Consider the following 16,278-nt stretch of genomic DNA (forward strand, 5'->3'; position numbering starts at 1 on the left):
CAGAAATGGCGCATTTCTGAAGTGGTACAAAGCCGTCAAAGCATCAGATTCGCCGCAAACTGACGTTTTGCGTCACTCGGAATGTGACGGCTTCAACCATTTCGCCAGACTGTCACCGAACAGCTGCTGACGATCCGCCTGATAGCGCGCCAGCGTTTCCCGCAATCCCGGGTACCAGGGCTCGTCCAGCTCCGCCGGCAGCGCCTCCAGGCAAGGCAGCGGCCAGGGGCTGCGGTTGAGCAGGTGATGCAGACTGTAGCTGCCCAGGTCGCGGCACAGCACCCAGGCAGCGGTGGCCGAGCCGGCACGGCAGACCAACTGCTCGCCCTCGAGAAAATCCAGCACCTCTTCCCACTCATCTTCGGGCAGCAGCCAGCCGGCGCGGTGCAGATGCACCAGGCGCGTCGGCAGACCGTGGCGCTGACGGTCGAAGAACACACGCAGCACGCCGAGGATCACCAGCAAACGCGGCATTGCTCGCCGACGCCAGAGACGGGTCGAGGACAGGTTGCAGACCAGTTCCGCGCCGAACAGCACGATCAGCCATGACAGGTAGATCCACAGCAGGAACAGCGGCACCGTGGCGAAGGCGCCGTAGATCAGCTTGTAGCCGGGGAAGAAACTCACGTAGAAGCCGAACAGCGACTTGGCCGCTTCGAACAGGATGGCGGTGAAAACGCCGCCGGCCAGAGCATGCAGCACCGGAACCCGCGCGTTGGGCACCGCCGCGTAGATCAGCGTGAAGGCCGCCACGCTGGCCAGCAGCGGCATGAATTTCAGCAGCATCGCCGCTCCCGGCAGCGCGTGGGGGCCGGAGAGCAACGACAGTGAAGTGATATAGGTCGACACCGCGAACCCCGTACCCAGCAGCAGCGGACCCAGGCTTAGGATTGCCCAGTACAGCAGGAAGCGCGTCACGCCGCGGCGCGGCTGGCGCACGCGCCAGATAGCATTGAATGCCTTCTCGATGGTCACCAGCATGGTGAAGGCGGTGACCGCCAGGAAAGCCACGCCCAGCCACGTCAGATGCCGCGCCTGCACGGTGAAGTTGCGCAGGTAGGCCTCGACCGCCTCGCCGGTGGACGGCACGAAGTTGCGGAACACGAACAACTGGATGCGCTCCCCCATGCCTTCGAAGGCCGGAACGGCCGAGAGCATGGCGAAGGTCACGGTCATCATCGGGACTACCGCGAACAGCGTGGTGTAGGTCAAGGCTGCGGCGCTATTGGGCGCTTTGTCGGCGAGGAAGCGCTGGACCAGATAGCGGCCGAATTCGACCAAGCCCTGCAAGCGTTCGTGCATGAAGTGTCCTTTGGCTGCACTGAAAAAACCGTCCTCGTAGATCGCGGCGAACGACAGCGGTTCAGTCCAGTCCGAGGAGGCGGTTAGAATAGCCGCCACTTCATCGGCCTTGCGAGTCCCGGCACATGAGCCAGATTTCAATTTTCCACAATCCGCGCTGCTCCAAATCCCGCGGCGCCCTCGAATTGCTCGAAGCGCGCGGTATCCAGCCGACCATCGTTCGCTACCTGGAAACCCCGCCCAGTGCCGCCGAACTCAAGGCACTGCTCGGCAAGCTGGGTATCAGCGCGCGGCAGCTGCTGCGCACTGGCGAGGACGAATACAAGGAACTGGACCTGGCCAACCCGGCGCTGGGCGATGACCAACTGATCGCGGCGATGGCTGAACATCCCAAGCTGATAGAACGTCCGATCGTCATCGTCGGCGACAAGGCAGTGATCGGCCGTCCGCCGGAGAAAGCGCTGGAGATCCTGCCTTGAGCGCGCCCTATATCCTAGTCCTGTACTACAGCCGCCACGGCGCCACCGCCGAAATGGCCCGGCAGATCGCCCGCGGCGTCGAGCAAGGCGACCTGGAAGCCCGCGTGCGTACGGTGCCGGCGATTTCCACCGAGTGCGAAGCGGTCGCCCCAGATATCCCGGCCGAAGGCGCCCTGTACGCGACCCTGGATGACCTAAAGGACTGCTCCGGCCTCGTCCTCGGCAGCCCGACCCGCTTCGGCAACATGGCCGCGCCGCTCAAGTACTTCCTCGACGGCACCAGCAGCCTGTGGCTGACCGGTGGCCTGGTGGGCAAGCCGGCGGCTGTGTTCACCTCCACCGCCAGCCTGCACGGCGGCCAGGAAACCACCCAGCTGTCGATGATGCTGCCGCTGCTGCACCACGGCATGCTCATCACCGGCATCCCCTACAGCGAGCCCGCCCTCCTGAAAACCCGCGGCGGCGGCACGCCTTATGGCGCCAGCCACTTCGCTACGGCCGACGGCAAGCGCAGCCTGGACGAACACGAAATCACCCTGTGCCGCGCGCTGGGCAAGCGCCTGGCCGAAGTCGCCCGCAAACTGGAGAGCTGAATGGCCCGCAAGAACAAACCGCTGCCGCCCATGGAATGGCTAAAACCCCGGCTGGCCGCCAGCCGCGCGGTCGCCCTCGGCAGCTTCATCGGGCTGATCCTGCTCATCGTCATCTGGGACGTGCTGTTTGCCGACGCCCACGGTGGCGCGAACTGGGTGCCGTGGGCCTTCCTCGGCTTCAAGCTGCTACCGTTGCTGGTGGTGGCGCCGGGAATCCTGATCGGCAGCGCGCGTGGCCACGCCTGGGCGTGCTACGTGATCAACCTGTACTTCATCCTCGGCGTGCTCAACGCCTTCGATCCCAACCACGCCATCTTCGGCTGGGCGGAGATCATCCTCAGCGTGTCGCTGTTCTGTTCGGCGCTGATGTACACGCGCTGGCGCTTCCAGTACGACCGCAAACTGGCGGGCGAAGGCCAGGAGCCACAACAGGAAGCGACAAGCGCCTGATCGGAAACCACGAATCGGGGAAACCGGGGCTTACCAGCCCATGGTTTCCTTGAGGAAGGGAATGGTCAGCTTGCGCTGGGCCTGCAGCGAGGCCTTGTCCAGTTCGTCCAGCAGGTCGAAGAGGAACTGCATGCTGCGCGCGCCGCGAGTGAGGATGAAGCGTCCCACTTCGTCGGTCAGGTGCAGGCCCCGGCGCGAAGCGCGCAGCTGAAGGGCGCGCAGCTTCTCGTCGTCGGTCAGCGGGTGCAGCTGGAAGATCAGCGAGAGGGTCAGGCGGGATTTCAGGTCCGGCAGCTTCACCCCCAGCTCGCGCGGCGATACCGAGGCCGACAGCAGCAGCTTGCGACCGGAATCGCGCAGGCGGTTGAACAGGTGGAACAGCGCCTCTTCCCACTCGCGCTTGCCGGCCAGGGCGTCAAGATCGTCCAGGCACACCAGCTCGCGCTGCTCCAGGTTGTCGAAGATTTCCGGACCGTAGGCCACGAGGTCTGCCATCGGCAGGTAGACCGACGGCTCCCCCAGCTGCTCGGAGCGAATGCAGGCAGCCTGCAGCAGGTGGCTGCGGCCCACGCCCTCGGCGCCCCAGAGATAGATCAGGCTTTCCGTCCACCCCGCCTCGGGCTCGCACAGACGCTCGACATAGCCGAGCGCCGCGGCGTTGGCACCGGGGTAGTAGTTGGCGAACGTTGCGTCATCGCGCAGACGTACGCTGAGTGGGAGCTGCATAGGAGTCATGCCGGGCCGGGCGTTTCTTCAATCGCTTGGGGTGGGCCTTGGTGACTGAAAGTTTATCCAAATCAGAAGGATAACGCAGCTACCACGTGCGACTCAGAGCCATCGGCGCCGGGAAGCGGGACTTTGCCCGCTTCCGGAGCGCTCGTCACCAGTGGAAACGCAGGGTGTTCTGAGCCGGAACGGCTGCGTTCGGCACCGGCTGGCCATTGGCGTCGACCGCCGGTTGCGCCGGCTCGGCCGGGGCTTCCTGCAGGCGGGCCAGCGCCAGTTGCGCACGCAGTTGCTCGGTGCTGGCAGTCACGCGGTAGACGAGCTTGTTACCCTGGACTTCCACCAGCTTGGCGCCCATCGGCTCCAGCAGGCGCGAGACTTCGGCGTAACGGGCCAGGTCGGCGCCCTCAATCTGCAGGACCTGGGCCGAAGCCGAGCCTGCCGAACCGACGAAACGCTGCGACAGACGCTGCGACACACCGAGCATCACCGCATCGGCCAGCGCGTCCGGGGTATCGCCCTGGGCCTGGCCCTGTTCACGGCTGTCGCCCATCCACACGCGCCAGGTGGCGGTCCACTTGCCGTCGGCTTCCTTGGCGTCCACCGCCAGCAGGGCATCGGCGCCGTAGCGCTCGGAGGCGGCCTGCAGCGCGTCCGGCTGGGCGGCGTTGAGGTTCTCGGGGGTGCCGACCTGCTGCTCGCTGAGGTCGGCCATCGGCAGGCGCAGCGGCAGTCCGCGGCGCTGGGCCGCACGGTTCAGCGAGGCGGAGGCTTCCTGGCTGTCGCCCACCAGGCTGCTGCCGTTGGCGCTTTCGTTCAGCCACCAGGCCAGCACGCTCGGCCGGCTGGCACCCCACACCGGCAGTCCGGCCTGGCGCAAGGCGTTGTCGGTGGCGGTCGGGTCGAAGTCCACCACCAGCGCCATGGGCGGGCCGTTCTCGAAGCCGTACTGGCTGATCAGTTGCTGCGGGTCCTTGAAGTAGCCGGCCAGCGCCGGGCTCTGTGCGGCGCTGGCGTTGCCGGTCAGGCGCAGCACCAGGGTCTGCAGGGCACGGGTCAGGCCGGCATTGCGCTCGTCCGGCTGCTGGGAAGCGACCGGTTCGTGCACCTGGTACAGGTTGCCCAGCGTTTCAGCGAAGGACGGCAGGCTGAACAGCGACAGGCAGAGGATCAACAGGCGGGCGGTCAGGCGCATGGCGGGCTCTCGCGGCAAAAACGAAGATGCCAGCGTGCAACGAGCTGGCAAGGAAGGCCTATACCTTAAACAGCCGTCCGGCCAGCGGCAACAGCGCGAGATGGCCGCTGCCGGGCAAGCCTGATAAAATCCCGCGCCTCCCGCGCAGGCCGGGAAGCGCGAACGGCGCACCCGGCGGCAAGACGAATCATCCCTTCTATAGGCCTGGATTTATGAGCAACAAGCAACCCTCGTTGAGCTACAAGGACGCCGGTGTGGACATCGACGCCGGCGAAGCCCTGGTCGAACGCATCAAAGGCGTTGCCAAGCGCACCGCGCGTCCGGAAGTCATGGGCGGCCTGGGTGGCTTTGGCGCTCTTTGCGAAATCCCGGCCGGTTACAAGCAGCCCGTACTGGTCTCCGGTACCGACGGCGTCGGCACCAAGCTGCGCCTGGCGCTGAACCTGAACAAGCACGACAGCATCGGCCAGGACCTGGTCGCCATGTGCGTGAACGACCTGGTCGTGTGCGGCGCCGAGCCGCTGTTCTTCCTCGACTACTACGCCACCGGCAAGCTCAACGTCGACGTTGCTGCCACCGTGGTCACCGGCATCGGTGCCGGCTGCGAGCTGGCTGGCTGCTCCCTGGTCGGTGGTGAAACCGCCGAGATGCCGGGCATGTACGAAGGCGAAGACTACGACCTGGCCGGCTTCTGCGTCGGCGTGGTGGAGAAGTCCGAGATCATCGACGGCTCGAAAGTGGTCGCCGGCGACGCCCTCATCGCCCTGCCCTCCTCCGGCCCGCACTCCAACGGCTACTCGCTGATCCGCAAGATCATCGAAGTCTCCGGCGCCGACATCGAATCCACCCAGCTCAACGGCAAGCCCCTGGCCGACCTGCTGATGGCCCCGACCCGCATCTACGTGAAGCCGCTGCTGCAGCTGATCAAGCAGACCGGCGCGGTCAAGGCCATGGCCCACATCACCGGCGGCGGCTTGCTGGACAACATCCCGCGCGTCCTGCCGGACAACGCCCAGGCCGTGGTTGACGTGGCCAGCTGGCAGCGCCCGGCGGTCTTCGACTGGCTACAGGAAAAAGGCAACGTCGACGAGACCGAGATGCACCGCGTGCTGAACTGCGGCGTAGGCATGGTCATCTGCGTTGCGCAGGATCAGGTCGAGGCTTCCCTGAAAGCCCTGCGTGACGCCGGCGAGCAGCCGTGGGTCATCGGCCGCATCGACGCTTGCGCCGCCGACGCCGAGCGCGTCGTCCTGAACAACCTGAAAGGCCACTGATGTCCACACCTTGCAATGTCGTAGTGCTGATTTCCGGCTCCGGCAGCAACCTGCAAGCCCTGATCGACAGTCTCGCCGGCGCTGACACGCCGGCGGTGATCCGCGCGGTGATCTCCAACCGCGCGGACGCCTACGGCCTGGAGCGTGCGCGCAAGGCCGGCATCGAGACTCACTTCCTCGACCACAAGTCCTACGCCGACCGCGAAAGCTTCGACGCCGCGCTGATCCAGGCCATCGACGGCTTCGACGCCGACCTGGTGCTGCTCGCCGGCTTCATGCGCATCTTGAGCGCGGACTTCGTGCGTCACTACCAGGGTCGCCTGCTGAACATCCATCCGTCCCTGCTGCCCAAGTACAAGGGCCTGCACACCCACCAGCGTGCGCTGGAGGCTGGCGACGCCGAGCACGGCTGCAGCGTGCACTTCGTCACCGAGGAACTTGATGGCGGTCCTCTGGTCGTACAGGCGGCAATCCCGGTAGAGTCTGACGACACGCCGGAAACGCTGGCGCAGCGCGTTCACGTGCAGGAACATGTGATCTATCCGCTGGCCATGCGCTGGTTCGCCGAAGGCCGAGTACGGCTGGGTGAACATGGCGCCACGCTGGATGGGGAGCTTCTGCCCGCATCCGGCCATTCGTACCGAACCTAGGAGATTCGTGATGCGTAGAGCCCTGCTGTTCCTGATGGCTGTACTGACCCTGCCGGCCCAGGCCTTCGAGCTGAAGCCGTTCGAGGCCAGCTACACCGCCGACTGGAAACAGATGCCGATCAGCGGGACCGCCTCCCGCAGCCTCAAGCAAGGCGACGGCGGCCGCTGGGAACTGGATTTCAAGGCGTCCATGCTGCTCGCCAGCCTCACCGAGATCAGCACCTTCAAGGTCGAGAACGACACCTACCTGCCGCTGACCTACCGCTGGGCCCGCGAAGGCCTGGGCAAGAACAAGCAGACCGAGCTCGATTTCGACTGGGCCGAGAAGCAGGTGCTGGGCAGCGACCGTGGCGACCAGGTGCGCCAGCCGCTGAACAAGGGCCAGCTGGACAAGTCCACCTACCAGCTCGCGCTGCAGCATGACGTGGCCGTCGGCAAGAAGGCCATGAGCTACCAGGTGATCGAGGGTACCGATACCGATACCTACGACTTCCGCGTACTCGGCGAAGAGAAGGTCCGCACCCAGGCCGGCCTGATCACCGCAATCAAGGTGGAGCGCGTGCGCGACCCCACCAAGAGCAACCGCAAGACCATCCTCTGGTTCGCCAAGGATTGGGACTTCCTCCTCGTGCGTCTGTACCAGCAGGAGTCCGACGGTAAGGAATACCAGATCATGCTCAAGGAAGGCACCGTGGGCGGCAAGGCCGTCCAGGGCGAAAAGGGCTGATCCTTCAGCGCACAAGAAAAAGCCGGGCAGATGCCCGGCTTTTTTGTGCCTCGAAACCCTGGTCGATGAATCAACCTTCGTTCGACGGCTTGCGCTTGAAGCGGCGAGCGATCCAGCCGATCGCCAGGGCCGGGACGATCCACAACTTCTTCAGCAGGACCAGCAGGGTGGCGAACAGACCGACCTTGGCGGCGACCTTGCCGGCGATCAGCGCGCCCAGACCATAGGCAGCAACCTTGTCGACGCTGGGGTTGAAGTCGACATAGCGGCTGCCCGGATTGAACTCGGTCATCGCCAGCACCTTGCTGACGTTCTTCTCGATTTCCGGCAACTGCTCCATGCCCGCGACGAAGTTCAGCACCAGCACGCCTTTGCGGCCCAGCGCGCGGATGTTGTAGTTCAGCGTGTGTTCCTTGGCGTCGCCGAACTGCAGCTCCTTGGCCCAGTACAGCTTCTTCTCCGCGGCGTCATAGCGCGGCGGCGCGGCCCAGCCGATCAGCTGGATCGCCTCGAAGCCCTGCTGCTCGCGCTGCGGATTGGCTTCCTTGAGGTCGTCCTGCATGTCCTTGAGCATCTCGGCGTAGTCGATCTTCGCCGCATCCTCGTCGGAAACGTAGCCGCTCTCCTCGTACTGCACGGTCACCGCCCAGGACTCGGCAGCGAAGGGCGAGACACCGGCCGGCATCAGCATGCCCAGCGGCGGTTCGGAGCTGGGCGGGTTGCCCCAGGCTTCGAGGACGCGCTCGGCATCCTTGCCGTCGAGGAAGACGAAGTTGTCCGGGAGGTCGAAGGTCGCGAGGTTGTCGCCGACTACCACCTTGCCCTTCTGGAAGTGCAGGCTGGCGACGAAGGTCTCGGGCGACATTTCCTCGTCCGACTCAGCGGCAGGCGCGGTGGCAGCAGCCGCGGGGGCTTCGCTCTGGTTGGAGGTGACGGGTGCGGCGAATGCCGGCGTGGCGACGGCCTGCGCGAGCAAGGCAGCCAGGAAGAGGGCTTTGCCATCCATAGGGTGAATCTCCTGAATCGTATCCATGACATCGACGGCCAATCGCTGTGCCGCCGGCCTCGAATTGTCGCACTCCAATGTCGAACCTGTAACAGAAAATTTCCTTTCCACCTGCGCTGGCGCACAAAAAAACCGGGCATCAGCCCGGTTTCATCGAGCGCGGCAAACCGTCAGGGCTGGCTAGCGATAGCCTTCTCGATCGCCGCCTGCAGTTGCGGATCATCCGGCTTGGTCAGGCTGGAAAACTGGGCCACCACCTTGCCCTGGCGGTCCACCACGTACTTGAAGAAGTTCCAGCGCGGCACCTGGTCGGCCTGCTGCGCGAGCTCCTTGAACAGCGGGATCGCCTCGTCGCCGCTGACGTGCTGCACCGCCGTCATGTTGAAGGTCACGCCGTAGTTGCCGTAGCAGACCTTGGCGGTCTCGGCGGCGTCAGCGTCTTCCTGCTTGAAGTCATCGGAGGGCACACCGAGCACTTCCAGGCCCTGCCCCTTGTACTTCTGGTAGACCGCCTCGAGACCCTTGAACTGCGGAGTGAAGCCGCAGTGGCTGGCGGTATTCACCACCAGCAGCGGCTTGCCGGCGTACAGCTCGCAGAGATCGAGGCTGTCTTTGGAGCGCAGCTTGGGCAGTTCGCCCTGGGTCTTGAGCAGCGCCGGGCAGTCGGCGGCCAGCGCGGCCATCGGCAGCAGCAGGGTCAGGGCGAGCAGGGACAGACGTGGGCGCATCGTGGGAATCCTCCGGTTATCAGGCCACGCTACCCCGCGCGCCGGGCATCAGCAACTGCCCATGCCCAGTTGCATCAGCGCCAGCCCACCGCGCTGCCAGCCCCACCAGGCAAGACCGGCCAGCGCCAGGCCGAAGCCCAGCACCAGCGCGGCCACCAGCGGGCGTTTCACGCCGCTCCCAGCGCGGCGCGCTCGACCGGACGCTCGCGCACTGGCCAATTGAGCAGGCCAGCCAGCAAGCTGAGGAGGATGGAAACCTGCCAGACCAGGTCGTAGTTGCCGGTGTGGTCATACACGTAGCCACCCAGCCAGCCGCCGAGGAAGGCGCCGACCTGGTGAAACAGGAAGGTGATGCCGCCGAGCATCGACAGGTTGCGCACGCCGAACAGCGTGGCGACCGTGCCGTTGGTGAGCGGCACGGTGGACAACCACAGCAGCCCCATGGCGATGCCGAAGGCGTAGGCCGTCCAGACGCTCAATGGCGTCCAGATGAAGGCGACGATCACTACCGCACGCAACAGGTACAGGCCAGTGAGCAGCCTAGGCTTGCTCATCTTGCCCCCCAGCCAGCCGGCGATGTAAGTGCCGAACACGTTGAACAGCCCCACCAGCGCCAGCACCGTGGTGCCGACCGTCGCGGGCAGGTGACGGTCCACCAGGTAGGCCGGCAGGTGCACGCCGATGAACACGACCTGGAAGCCGCAGACGAAGAAGCCCAGGGACAGCAGCCAGAACCCGGAATGCCCGGCCGCCTCGCGCAGCGCCTCGCTGAGGGTCTGCTCGTGGCCCTGCACTGGCAGCGGCTTATCGCGCATCAGCGCCGCCAGCGGCACGATCAGGGCCACCAGCAGGCCTAGCGCCAGCAGCGCGGCAGACCAGCCCAGCCACCCGATCAGCCCGAGTGTGCCCGGCAGCATGGCGAATTGGCCGAAAGAGCCGGCCGCCGCCGAGATACCCATGGCCATGCTGCGGCGCTCCAGCGGTACCGCGCGGCCGACTGCGCCCAGGATCACCGAGAACGACGTGCCTGACAGGCCGACACCGATCAGCAGGCCAGCACTCATGGACAGGCTGAAGGCCGAGTCGGAGTAGCCCATCAGCACCAGGCCGACGGCATAGAGGATGCCGCCCACCAGCACGGTACGCATGGCACCGAAGCGGTCGGCGATAGCCCCGGTGAACGGCTGGGCGATACCCCAGATCAGGTTCTGCAGAGCGATGGCGAAGGCGAAGGTCTCGCGCCCCCAGCCGAATTCGGCGCTCATCGGCGCGAGGAACAGGCCGAAGCCATGGCGGATGCCCAGGGACAGGGCGAGGATCAGGGCGCCGGATACCAGTATCCAGAACCCCGTGCGCGACAGCTTCGACATCGGTTGCTCCTACACGGGTATATACCCGCTTTTGTTCGTTCTTCTAGACAGTACGCAGGCAGCGACTAGCTCTCTAGCGCGGCCAATTCATCCAGCAAGGTTTCCAGCTGACGGCGCTTTTCATCGCCCAGGTGCGCCGCCACATCCTGCTGCGCCGCGTCCCAGGCATCCCGTCCGCGCACGATGCGTTCGAGCCCGGTCGGTGTCAGCACCACGATGCGATTGCGCTGATCCTCGCCCTCTTCCAGCTTCACCAAGCCTTCGGCCTCCAGCGGCTTGAGGTTGCGCCCCAGCGTGCTGCGGTCCAGGCCCATGGCATCGGCCAGCTCGGAGATGCTCGGCTGTTCCAGCCGTGAAAGGTGCCGCAGCAGGGAGAACTGCGCAGTGGTCAGCCCGACGCCCCTCAGGGCATCGTCGTAGACGCGGGTCACGGCACGGGCCGAGCGGCGCAGTTTGGTGCAAAGGCATTGGGTCGTCAGCATGGATACGTGTATATACCCGCAAATCCCGCTCGGTCAATGGCCGGCGCGACTGATTGTCCCATCTGGCCTATTGTCCCAACTGCCAGTGCGAGGCGTTGGCGCAGCCAAGGGCACCACCGTGCCCCGGCCGTATAACTGCGGTCATCCAGCCCCGCGCTTTCGACGGGGCGCATCACGGTCCGAGGTCCCCGATGCCCGTCTACAAAGCCCCGCTGCGCGATACCCGCTTCCTGCTCAACGAAGTCTTCGATTTCCCCAGCCACTACCAGAATCTGGTCAACGGTGGCGAAGCCACGCCGGACATGGTCGACGCCATCCTTGGCGAATGCGCCAAGCTCTGCGAGGAAGTGATCGCCCCGCTCTACCACAGCGGCGACGAGGAAGGCTGTCATCTGGAGAATGGCGAAGTGCGCACGCCCGCAGGCTTCAAGGAAGCCTACGACGCCTACGTCGCCGGGGGCTGGCAAGGCCTTTCGCACCCGGTGGAGTACGGCGGCCAGGGCCTGCCGATGAGCCTGGGCGCGCTCAAGCAGGAGATGCTGGGCACCGCCAACTGGCCGTTCTCGATGTATCCGGGCCTGTCGCTGGGCGCGATGAACACCGTGATGCAGCACGGTACCGAGGAACAGAAACACACCTACCTCACCCCGCTCACCGAAGGCCGCTGGGGCGGCACCATGTGCCTGACCGAGCCACAGTGCGGCACCGACCTGGGCCAGGTGAAGACCCGCGCGGAAACCAATGCCGACGGCAGCTATGCGATCACCGGCACCAAGATCTTCATCTCCTCCGGCGAGCACGACCTCACCGAGAACATCGTGCACATCGTCCTCGCGCGCCTGCCCGATGCGCCCAAGGGCACGCGCGGCATCTCGCTGTTCATCGTGCCGAAATTCCTGCCGGGCGACGGCGCCAGCCTGGGCCCGCGCAACGGCGTGACCTGCGGCGCGCTAGAAAAGAAGATGGGCATCAAGGCCTCGGCCACCTGCGTGATGAACTTCGACGGCGCCACCGGCTACCTGATCGGCGAGCCGAACAAGGGCCTGGAGTGCATGTTCACCTTCATGAACAGCGCACGCATCGGCACCGCCATCCAGGGCGTCGCCACCGCAGAACTGGCCTACCAGGGCGCGCTCGCCTATGCCCGTGAGCGTCGTTCGATGCGTGCTCTCTCCGGCACCAAGGAGCCGGGCGAGATCGCCGACAGCCTGATGCACCACGGCGACGTGCGCCGCATGCTGCTGACCCAGAAAGCCGTGGCCGAGGGCGGCCGCGCGCTGATCTACCTGGCCACCCAGTACGCCGACAAGATGATCCAGGGCCTGCTGACCAACGACAACGCCGAGTACGACCGCTGGGACGACAAGCTCGGCTTCCTCACCCCGATCCTCAAGGGCTGCCTGACCGAGCTGGGCCTGGAAAGCGCCAACCTCGGCATGCAGGTATTCGGCGGCCACGGCTACATCAAGGAACACGGCATGGAGCAGATCGTCCGCGATGCGCGGATCGCCACGCTCTACGAGGGCACCACCGGCATCCAGGCGCTGGACCTGCTCGGCCGCAAGGTGCTGCTGATGACACAGGGCAAGGCCGTGCGCGACTTCACCCGGCAGGTGGCGAAATTTGCCGTCGAACTGCTCAAGCAGGAGCCGGCCATGCGCGGTCGCGCGCTGACGCTGCTCAAGCTCTGCGCGCAGTGGAACCTGCTGACGATGCGCATCGCCCTCACTGCCCGCAAGCAGCGCGACCTGGTGAGCACCGCCAGCCACGACTACCTGATGTTCTCCGGCTACGCCGCGCTGGCGTACTCCTGGGCGCTGCAGGAGTCCGCCGCGCGCAGGCGCCTGCGCCAGGGCGGCAGCGAGTCGAGCGACTTCTACAAGGCCAAGATCGCCACTAGCGACTTTTACTTCGCCCGCCTGTTGCCGCGCGCCAAGGGCCATGCGGCGGCGATGGCTAAGCCGGTGCGGTCGATCATGGGGCTGAAGACGGAGCATTTCGCCTTCGATTGACGCATGCGCTTTTTGTAGGAGCGAGCTTGCTCGCGAACAATCTCACCGGACACGCAGGCGTTATGCGGTTCGCGAGCAATAACGATGGCGTCCCCCCTCGCTCCTACAGGATTGCTCCGGCGGCGCAGGATATCGAGAACCTAGGATGTATAGGTCAGGCTAACGGCAAGGCGAGATCAGAGCGCCAACGCCACCAGCACGGCGCACTCGATCACTTCCAGCATCGCCCCGGCGGTATCGCCGGTGGTACCGCCCAGGCGGGCGATGAAGCGGCTGCGCAGCCAGACGAACACCACCAGCGCCACTACCAGCGCCAGCAGGCCGGTGAGGCCCACCAGCACCATCAGGGCGGCGTTGGCCGCCAGCATCCACGGCATTGCGCCGCGCGGCAGGTGATCGGCCAGCGCCTGGCCCAACCCGCCCTTGCGCGCATAGTCAGTGGTGAAGAACAGCAGCGGCAGCGCGCAGCGCCCCAGCCAGGGCGCCAGCAGCAACCCCCAGTGCTGGTGATTGCCAAGGATCGCGGTGATCGCCGCGAACTTCAGCAGCAGCAGCAGCACCAGCGCGACCACCGCCGCCGGGCCGCAGCGCGGGTCCTTCATGATCGCCAGGGTACGTTCGCGATCACCCAGGCCGCCGATCCAGGCGTCGGCCGAATCGGCCAGGCCGTCCAGGTGCAGGGCGCCAGTGAAAGCCACCCACACCAGCAGGATCAGCGCCGCCTGCAACAGCAGGTGCACGCCACTGAGCAACTCGCCCATGGCGAACAGCACGGCACCGATCAGCAGCCCCACCAGCGGGTAATACAAGGTGGCACGGCCAAACTGCTCCGGCGTCGGCATGTGTCCCAGGCGCACCGGCAGCCGGGTGAGGAACTGCACCGCCACCAGCGGCAGCAGCCAGTCGCTGAGGTGGGGGGCGTGCACCTCCGCCCCGCTCTGCTCAGCGGGCTCGGGTGCCTCTTGCTCGTGGTCCCGATGCGGGTCGTTCATCAGTTGCTTGCCTTGTGGATGCGCCAGCCGGCGCCGTCGCGGGTCACGTCCAGCGCCATGCATTCGCCGTGGGCCACCACCACTTCCAGCAGGCGCCTGGCCGGCAGGCCGATGGCCAGCGCGCCGAGCAGGCGCATCACACCGCCGTGGGTGACGACCAACACGGACGAGCCGGCGTGGGCTTGGTAGAGGCGCTCCAGCGCCGCGAAGACGCGGGCTTCGAAGTCGCCCATGGCCTCGCCACCGGGCGGCGGGAAGGCGTATGGATCGTTCCAGAACTGCTCCAGCGCCGCGGCATCGCTCTCCATCAGCTTAGCTGGCGAAAGGCCTTCCCACTGGCCGAAATCCAGCTCCTGTAGGCCCGGCTCGAAGCCCAGCGGCAAGCCATGGCGCGCCGCCAGCTCCTCGGCGAAAGCCGCGCAACGCTGCAAAGGCGAGCTGACCAGCGCCGCCCAGCGGCACTCATCGCCCAGCGCGCCGCGCATCTGCGCCCAGCCGGTTTCGGTGAGCGCGTCGTCCAGGCGGCCGCGAAAGCCGCCGCCAAGTTCGGTCTCGCCGTGGCGCAGCAGTTCCAGGCGCAGCGTCATGCCGGGCGATCCGACACCGCTGCTTCGGCGAAGGTCGCCATCCCCGAGTGCAAGCGGCAAGCCTGGCGCAGCAGCGGCACCGCCAACGCGGCGCCGCTGCCTTCCCCGAGGCGCAGGCCGAGGTCGAGCAGCGGCCGCGCATCGAGCGCAGCGAGCACGCGGTTATGCCCTGGCTCGGCGCCGGCGTGGGCGAACAGCAGCCAGTCGCGGCAGCCGGGGTTCAAGTGCGTCGCGCAGAGTGCGGCGGTGGTGCAGATGAAACCGTCCACCAGCACGGGAATACCTTTCTGCGCACAGGCGAGATAGGCGCCCACCAGCGCGGCGATCTCGAAACCGCCAAGCCGGCACAGGGCCTCGAAGGGCTCGTCGCAATGGGCGCGGTGCAGCGCCAGCGCGCGGTCGATCACCTCGACCTTGCGTGCGACGCCCTGCAAGTCCAGCCCGGTACCGGGACCGACCAGCGCCTGCGCCGGCTCGTCCAGCAGGGCGCAGGCCAGAGCCGCCGCCGAGCTGGTATTGCCGATGCCCATTTCGCCACCGATGAACAACTCCGCACCGGCCTGCTGCGCGCGGCGCACGGACTCGCGGCCGGCTTCCAGAGCGATCAGGCACTGGGCGGCGGTCATCGCCGGCTCTTTGGTGAAGTTCGCGGTACCAGCGCCAACCATCACATGCAGCACACCCGGCAGCGGTTCCAGTGGCGTGGCGGTTCCCAGGTCGATCACCTCCAGGCGCGCGTCGAGATCGCGTGCCAGCACACTGATCGCCGCACCGCCGCGAACGAAGTTACGCAGCATCTCGACGGTCACCGCCTGCGGGTAAGCCGACACGCCTTCGGCGACCACACCGTGGTCACCGGCGAACAGGGCGATCCAGATGTGTTCCAGAGTTGGCCGCTCGCGGCCCTGCAGGCCGGCCAGGCGGACGGTTTCCTCTTCCAGCCGGCCCAGCGCGCCGCGCGGCTTGGTCAGCTGGTCCTGGCGCGCGGCAGCCTTGTCCTGCGCCACGCGGTCGATCGGCTGGGTGCCTTGCAGCCACCATTGCAGACTCATAACGCTTCCCCCTTCAACACCATGGGCAGGCCGGCGACGGTGAACACCACGCGCTCGCTGACCTCGGCCAGGGACTGGTGCAGCCAGCCGGCCTCGTCGACATATCGGCGGCTGAGCTCGCCCATCGGCACCACGCCCAACCCGGTTTCGTTGCTGACCAGAACGATGCGTCCGGGCAGTTGCGGCAGCGTTTCCAGCAGCGCGTCGATCTCGCCGCGCAGGCGCCAGCCGTCTTCATGGATCAGCAGGTTGGTGACCCACAGGGTCAGGCAGTCCACCAGCACGCACTGCTGCGGCGCCGCCAGGCGCTCCAGCGCGTCGGCCAGGGCCAGCGGCTCTTCCACCAGCCCCCAGTGCTCGGGGCGGCGCTCGCGGTGCTGGAGGATGCGTGTGGACATCTCGCCGTCGCCGGCCTGGGCCGTGGCGACGTAGGTGACCGGTAGGCCGCTTTCCAGCGCCAGGCGCTCGGCCAGACGGCTCTTGCCCGAACGGGCGCCGCCGAGGATCAGTTCAAGCATGGGTTCTCCATTTGTAGGAGCGAGTGTGCTCGCGAACGCTCTCGCCGGACGCCGGCGTTATGCGGTTCGCGAGCAAGGACTGGGGCGTCCCCCTCGGTCCTACGAAAAGCTGCCGTAGGGCGCATAACGCCCCAA

General features: G+C 66.4%; 19 protein-coding genes. 7 read left to right on the forward strand and 12 right to left on the reverse strand.

Annotated elements, in window-relative coordinates:
• Positions 1-72: 72 nt before the first annotated feature.
• Positions 73-1,302, reverse strand: coding sequence for a YihY family inner membrane protein (locus ACIPK7_RS01945; protein WP_401084808.1), 1,230 nt, complete (start codon positions 1,300-1,302; stop codon positions 73-75).
• Positions 1,303-1,427: 125 nt separating this feature from the next.
• On the opposite strand from ACIPK7_RS01945, the gene arsC reads away from it, so the two are divergent.
• Genes arsC through ACIPK7_RS01960 form a run of 3 tightly spaced genes read left to right on the forward strand, consistent with a single transcriptional unit; the run spans position 1,428 to position 2,824 of the window.
• Positions 1,428-1,781 carry an arsenate reductase (glutaredoxin) gene (arsC, locus tag ACIPK7_RS01950; protein ID WP_192430564.1) on the forward strand — a complete coding sequence of 118 codons (354 nt, stop codon included), beginning with the start codon at positions 1,428-1,430 and terminating at the stop codon, positions 1,779-1,781.
• Positions 1,778-2,374, forward strand: a complete 597-nt coding sequence (gene wrbA / locus ACIPK7_RS01955; RefSeq protein WP_401084811.1) for an NAD(P)H:quinone oxidoreductase — start codon at positions 1,778-1,780, stop codon at positions 2,372-2,374. The genes arsC and wrbA overlap by 4 nt, the downstream gene beginning before the upstream one ends.
• The gene (locus ACIPK7_RS01960) at positions 2,375-2,824 is read left to right on the forward strand and encodes a DUF2069 domain-containing protein (protein ID WP_401084813.1); all 450 of its coding nucleotides are present in this window, start codon (positions 2,375-2,377) and stop codon (positions 2,822-2,824) included.
• A 30-nt stretch (positions 2,825-2,854) separates the two neighbouring features.
• Here ACIPK7_RS01960 and hda read toward each other — a convergent pair whose 3' ends face one another.
• Positions 2,855-3,559, reverse strand: a complete 705-nt coding sequence (gene hda, locus ACIPK7_RS01965; protein ID WP_024764559.1) for a DnaA regulatory inactivator Hda — start codon at positions 3,557-3,559, stop codon at positions 2,855-2,857.
• Positions 3,560-3,704: 145 nt separating this feature from the next.
• The gene (locus ACIPK7_RS01970) at positions 3,705-4,745 is read right to left on the reverse strand and encodes a DUF2066 domain-containing protein (protein ID WP_401084816.1); all 1,041 of its coding nucleotides are present in this window, start codon (positions 4,743-4,745) and stop codon (positions 3,705-3,707) included.
• Positions 4,746-4,957: 212 nt separating this feature from the next.
• Here ACIPK7_RS01970 and purM point away from each other — a divergent pair, with 212 nt between their 5' ends.
• Genes purM through ACIPK7_RS01985 form a run of 3 tightly spaced genes read left to right on the forward strand, consistent with a single transcriptional unit; the run spans position 4,958 to position 7,396 of the window.
• The gene (gene purM, locus ACIPK7_RS01975) at positions 4,958-6,019 is read left to right on the forward strand and encodes a phosphoribosylformylglycinamidine cyclo-ligase (protein WP_236171633.1); all 1,062 of its coding nucleotides are present in this window, start codon (positions 4,958-4,960) and stop codon (positions 6,017-6,019) included.
• The gene (purN, locus tag ACIPK7_RS01980) at positions 6,019-6,669 is read left to right on the forward strand and encodes a phosphoribosylglycinamide formyltransferase (protein WP_401084819.1); all 651 of its coding nucleotides are present in this window, start codon (positions 6,019-6,021) and stop codon (positions 6,667-6,669) included. The genes purM and purN overlap by 1 nt, the downstream gene beginning before the upstream one ends.
• 10 nt (positions 6,670-6,679) lie before the next feature.
• The gene (locus tag ACIPK7_RS01985) at positions 6,680-7,396 is read left to right on the forward strand and encodes a DUF3108 domain-containing protein (protein ID WP_138215311.1); all 717 of its coding nucleotides are present in this window, start codon (positions 6,680-6,682) and stop codon (positions 7,394-7,396) included.
• 70 nt (positions 7,397-7,466) lie between these two features.
• Here the strand turns inward: ACIPK7_RS01985 and ACIPK7_RS01990 are convergent, their stop codons facing one another.
• From ACIPK7_RS01990 to ACIPK7_RS02010, 5 genes are all read right to left on the reverse strand, one after another.
• Positions 7,467-8,402: a DUF2167 domain-containing protein gene (locus tag ACIPK7_RS01990; protein ID WP_401084823.1), complete on the reverse strand. Its 936-nt coding sequence runs from the start codon at positions 8,400-8,402 to the stop codon at positions 7,467-7,469.
• Between the two features lie 170 nt (positions 8,403-8,572).
• A complete protein-coding gene (locus ACIPK7_RS01995; RefSeq protein WP_401084826.1) occupies positions 8,573-9,130 on the reverse strand; it encodes a glutathione peroxidase in 558 nt (185 codons plus the stop codon).
• A 48-nt stretch (positions 9,131-9,178) separates the two neighbouring features.
• Positions 9,179-9,301, reverse strand: coding sequence for a hypothetical protein (locus ACIPK7_RS02000; protein WP_401085628.1), 123 nt, complete (start codon positions 9,299-9,301; stop codon positions 9,179-9,181).
• Positions 9,298-10,491 (reverse strand): MFS transporter, encoded by a 1,194-nt coding sequence (locus tag ACIPK7_RS02005; RefSeq protein ID WP_401085574.1) that lies wholly within the window; start codon positions 10,489-10,491, stop codon positions 9,298-9,300. The genes ACIPK7_RS02000 and ACIPK7_RS02005 overlap by 4 nt, the downstream gene beginning before the upstream one ends.
• Before the next feature lie 74 nt (positions 10,492-10,565).
• Positions 10,566-10,982, reverse strand: coding sequence for a MarR family winged helix-turn-helix transcriptional regulator (locus tag ACIPK7_RS02010; RefSeq protein ID WP_192430573.1), 417 nt, complete (start codon positions 10,980-10,982; stop codon positions 10,566-10,568).
• A 191-nt stretch (positions 10,983-11,173) separates the two neighbouring features.
• Between ACIPK7_RS02010 and ACIPK7_RS02015 the strand changes: the two genes are divergently transcribed.
• Positions 11,174-12,994 (forward strand): acyl-CoA dehydrogenase C-terminal domain-containing protein, encoded by a 1,821-nt coding sequence (locus ACIPK7_RS02015; RefSeq protein ID WP_401084829.1) that lies wholly within the window; start codon positions 11,174-11,176, stop codon positions 12,992-12,994.
• Between the two features lie 176 nt (positions 12,995-13,170).
• Here the strand turns inward: ACIPK7_RS02015 and ACIPK7_RS02020 are convergent, their stop codons facing one another.
• The 4 genes from ACIPK7_RS02020 to cobU all read right to left on the reverse strand — a co-directional run bounded on the left by ACIPK7_RS02020 (position 13,171) and on the right by cobU (position 16,143).
• On the reverse strand, positions 13,171-13,893 hold the full coding sequence (locus ACIPK7_RS02020; RefSeq protein ID WP_225614665.1) for an adenosylcobinamide-GDP ribazoletransferase: 723 nt from the start codon (positions 13,891-13,893) through the stop codon (positions 13,171-13,173).
• A 92-nt stretch (positions 13,894-13,985) separates the two neighbouring features.
• On the reverse strand, positions 13,986-14,573 hold the full coding sequence (gene cobC, locus ACIPK7_RS02025) for an alpha-ribazole phosphatase family protein (RefSeq protein WP_192430576.1): 588 nt from the start codon (positions 14,571-14,573) through the stop codon (positions 13,986-13,988).
• Positions 14,570-15,625, reverse strand: a complete 1,056-nt coding sequence (gene cobT, locus ACIPK7_RS02030) for a nicotinate-nucleotide--dimethylbenzimidazole phosphoribosyltransferase (RefSeq protein ID WP_401084832.1) — start codon at positions 15,623-15,625, stop codon at positions 14,570-14,572. Before cobT ends, cobC begins: the two co-directional genes overlap by 4 nt.
• Complete coding sequence (gene cobU / locus ACIPK7_RS02035; protein ID WP_401084835.1) at positions 15,622-16,143, reverse strand: bifunctional adenosylcobinamide kinase/adenosylcobinamide-phosphate guanylyltransferase; 522 nt, start codon at positions 16,141-16,143, stop codon at positions 15,622-15,624. Before cobU ends, cobT begins: the two co-directional genes overlap by 4 nt.
• Positions 16,144-16,278 lie beyond the last annotated feature (135 nt).

The organism is Pseudomonas sp. NPDC086581, assembly GCF_044746165.1.
Classification (GTDB): domain Bacteria; phylum Pseudomonadota; class Gammaproteobacteria; order Pseudomonadales; family Pseudomonadaceae; genus Pseudomonas.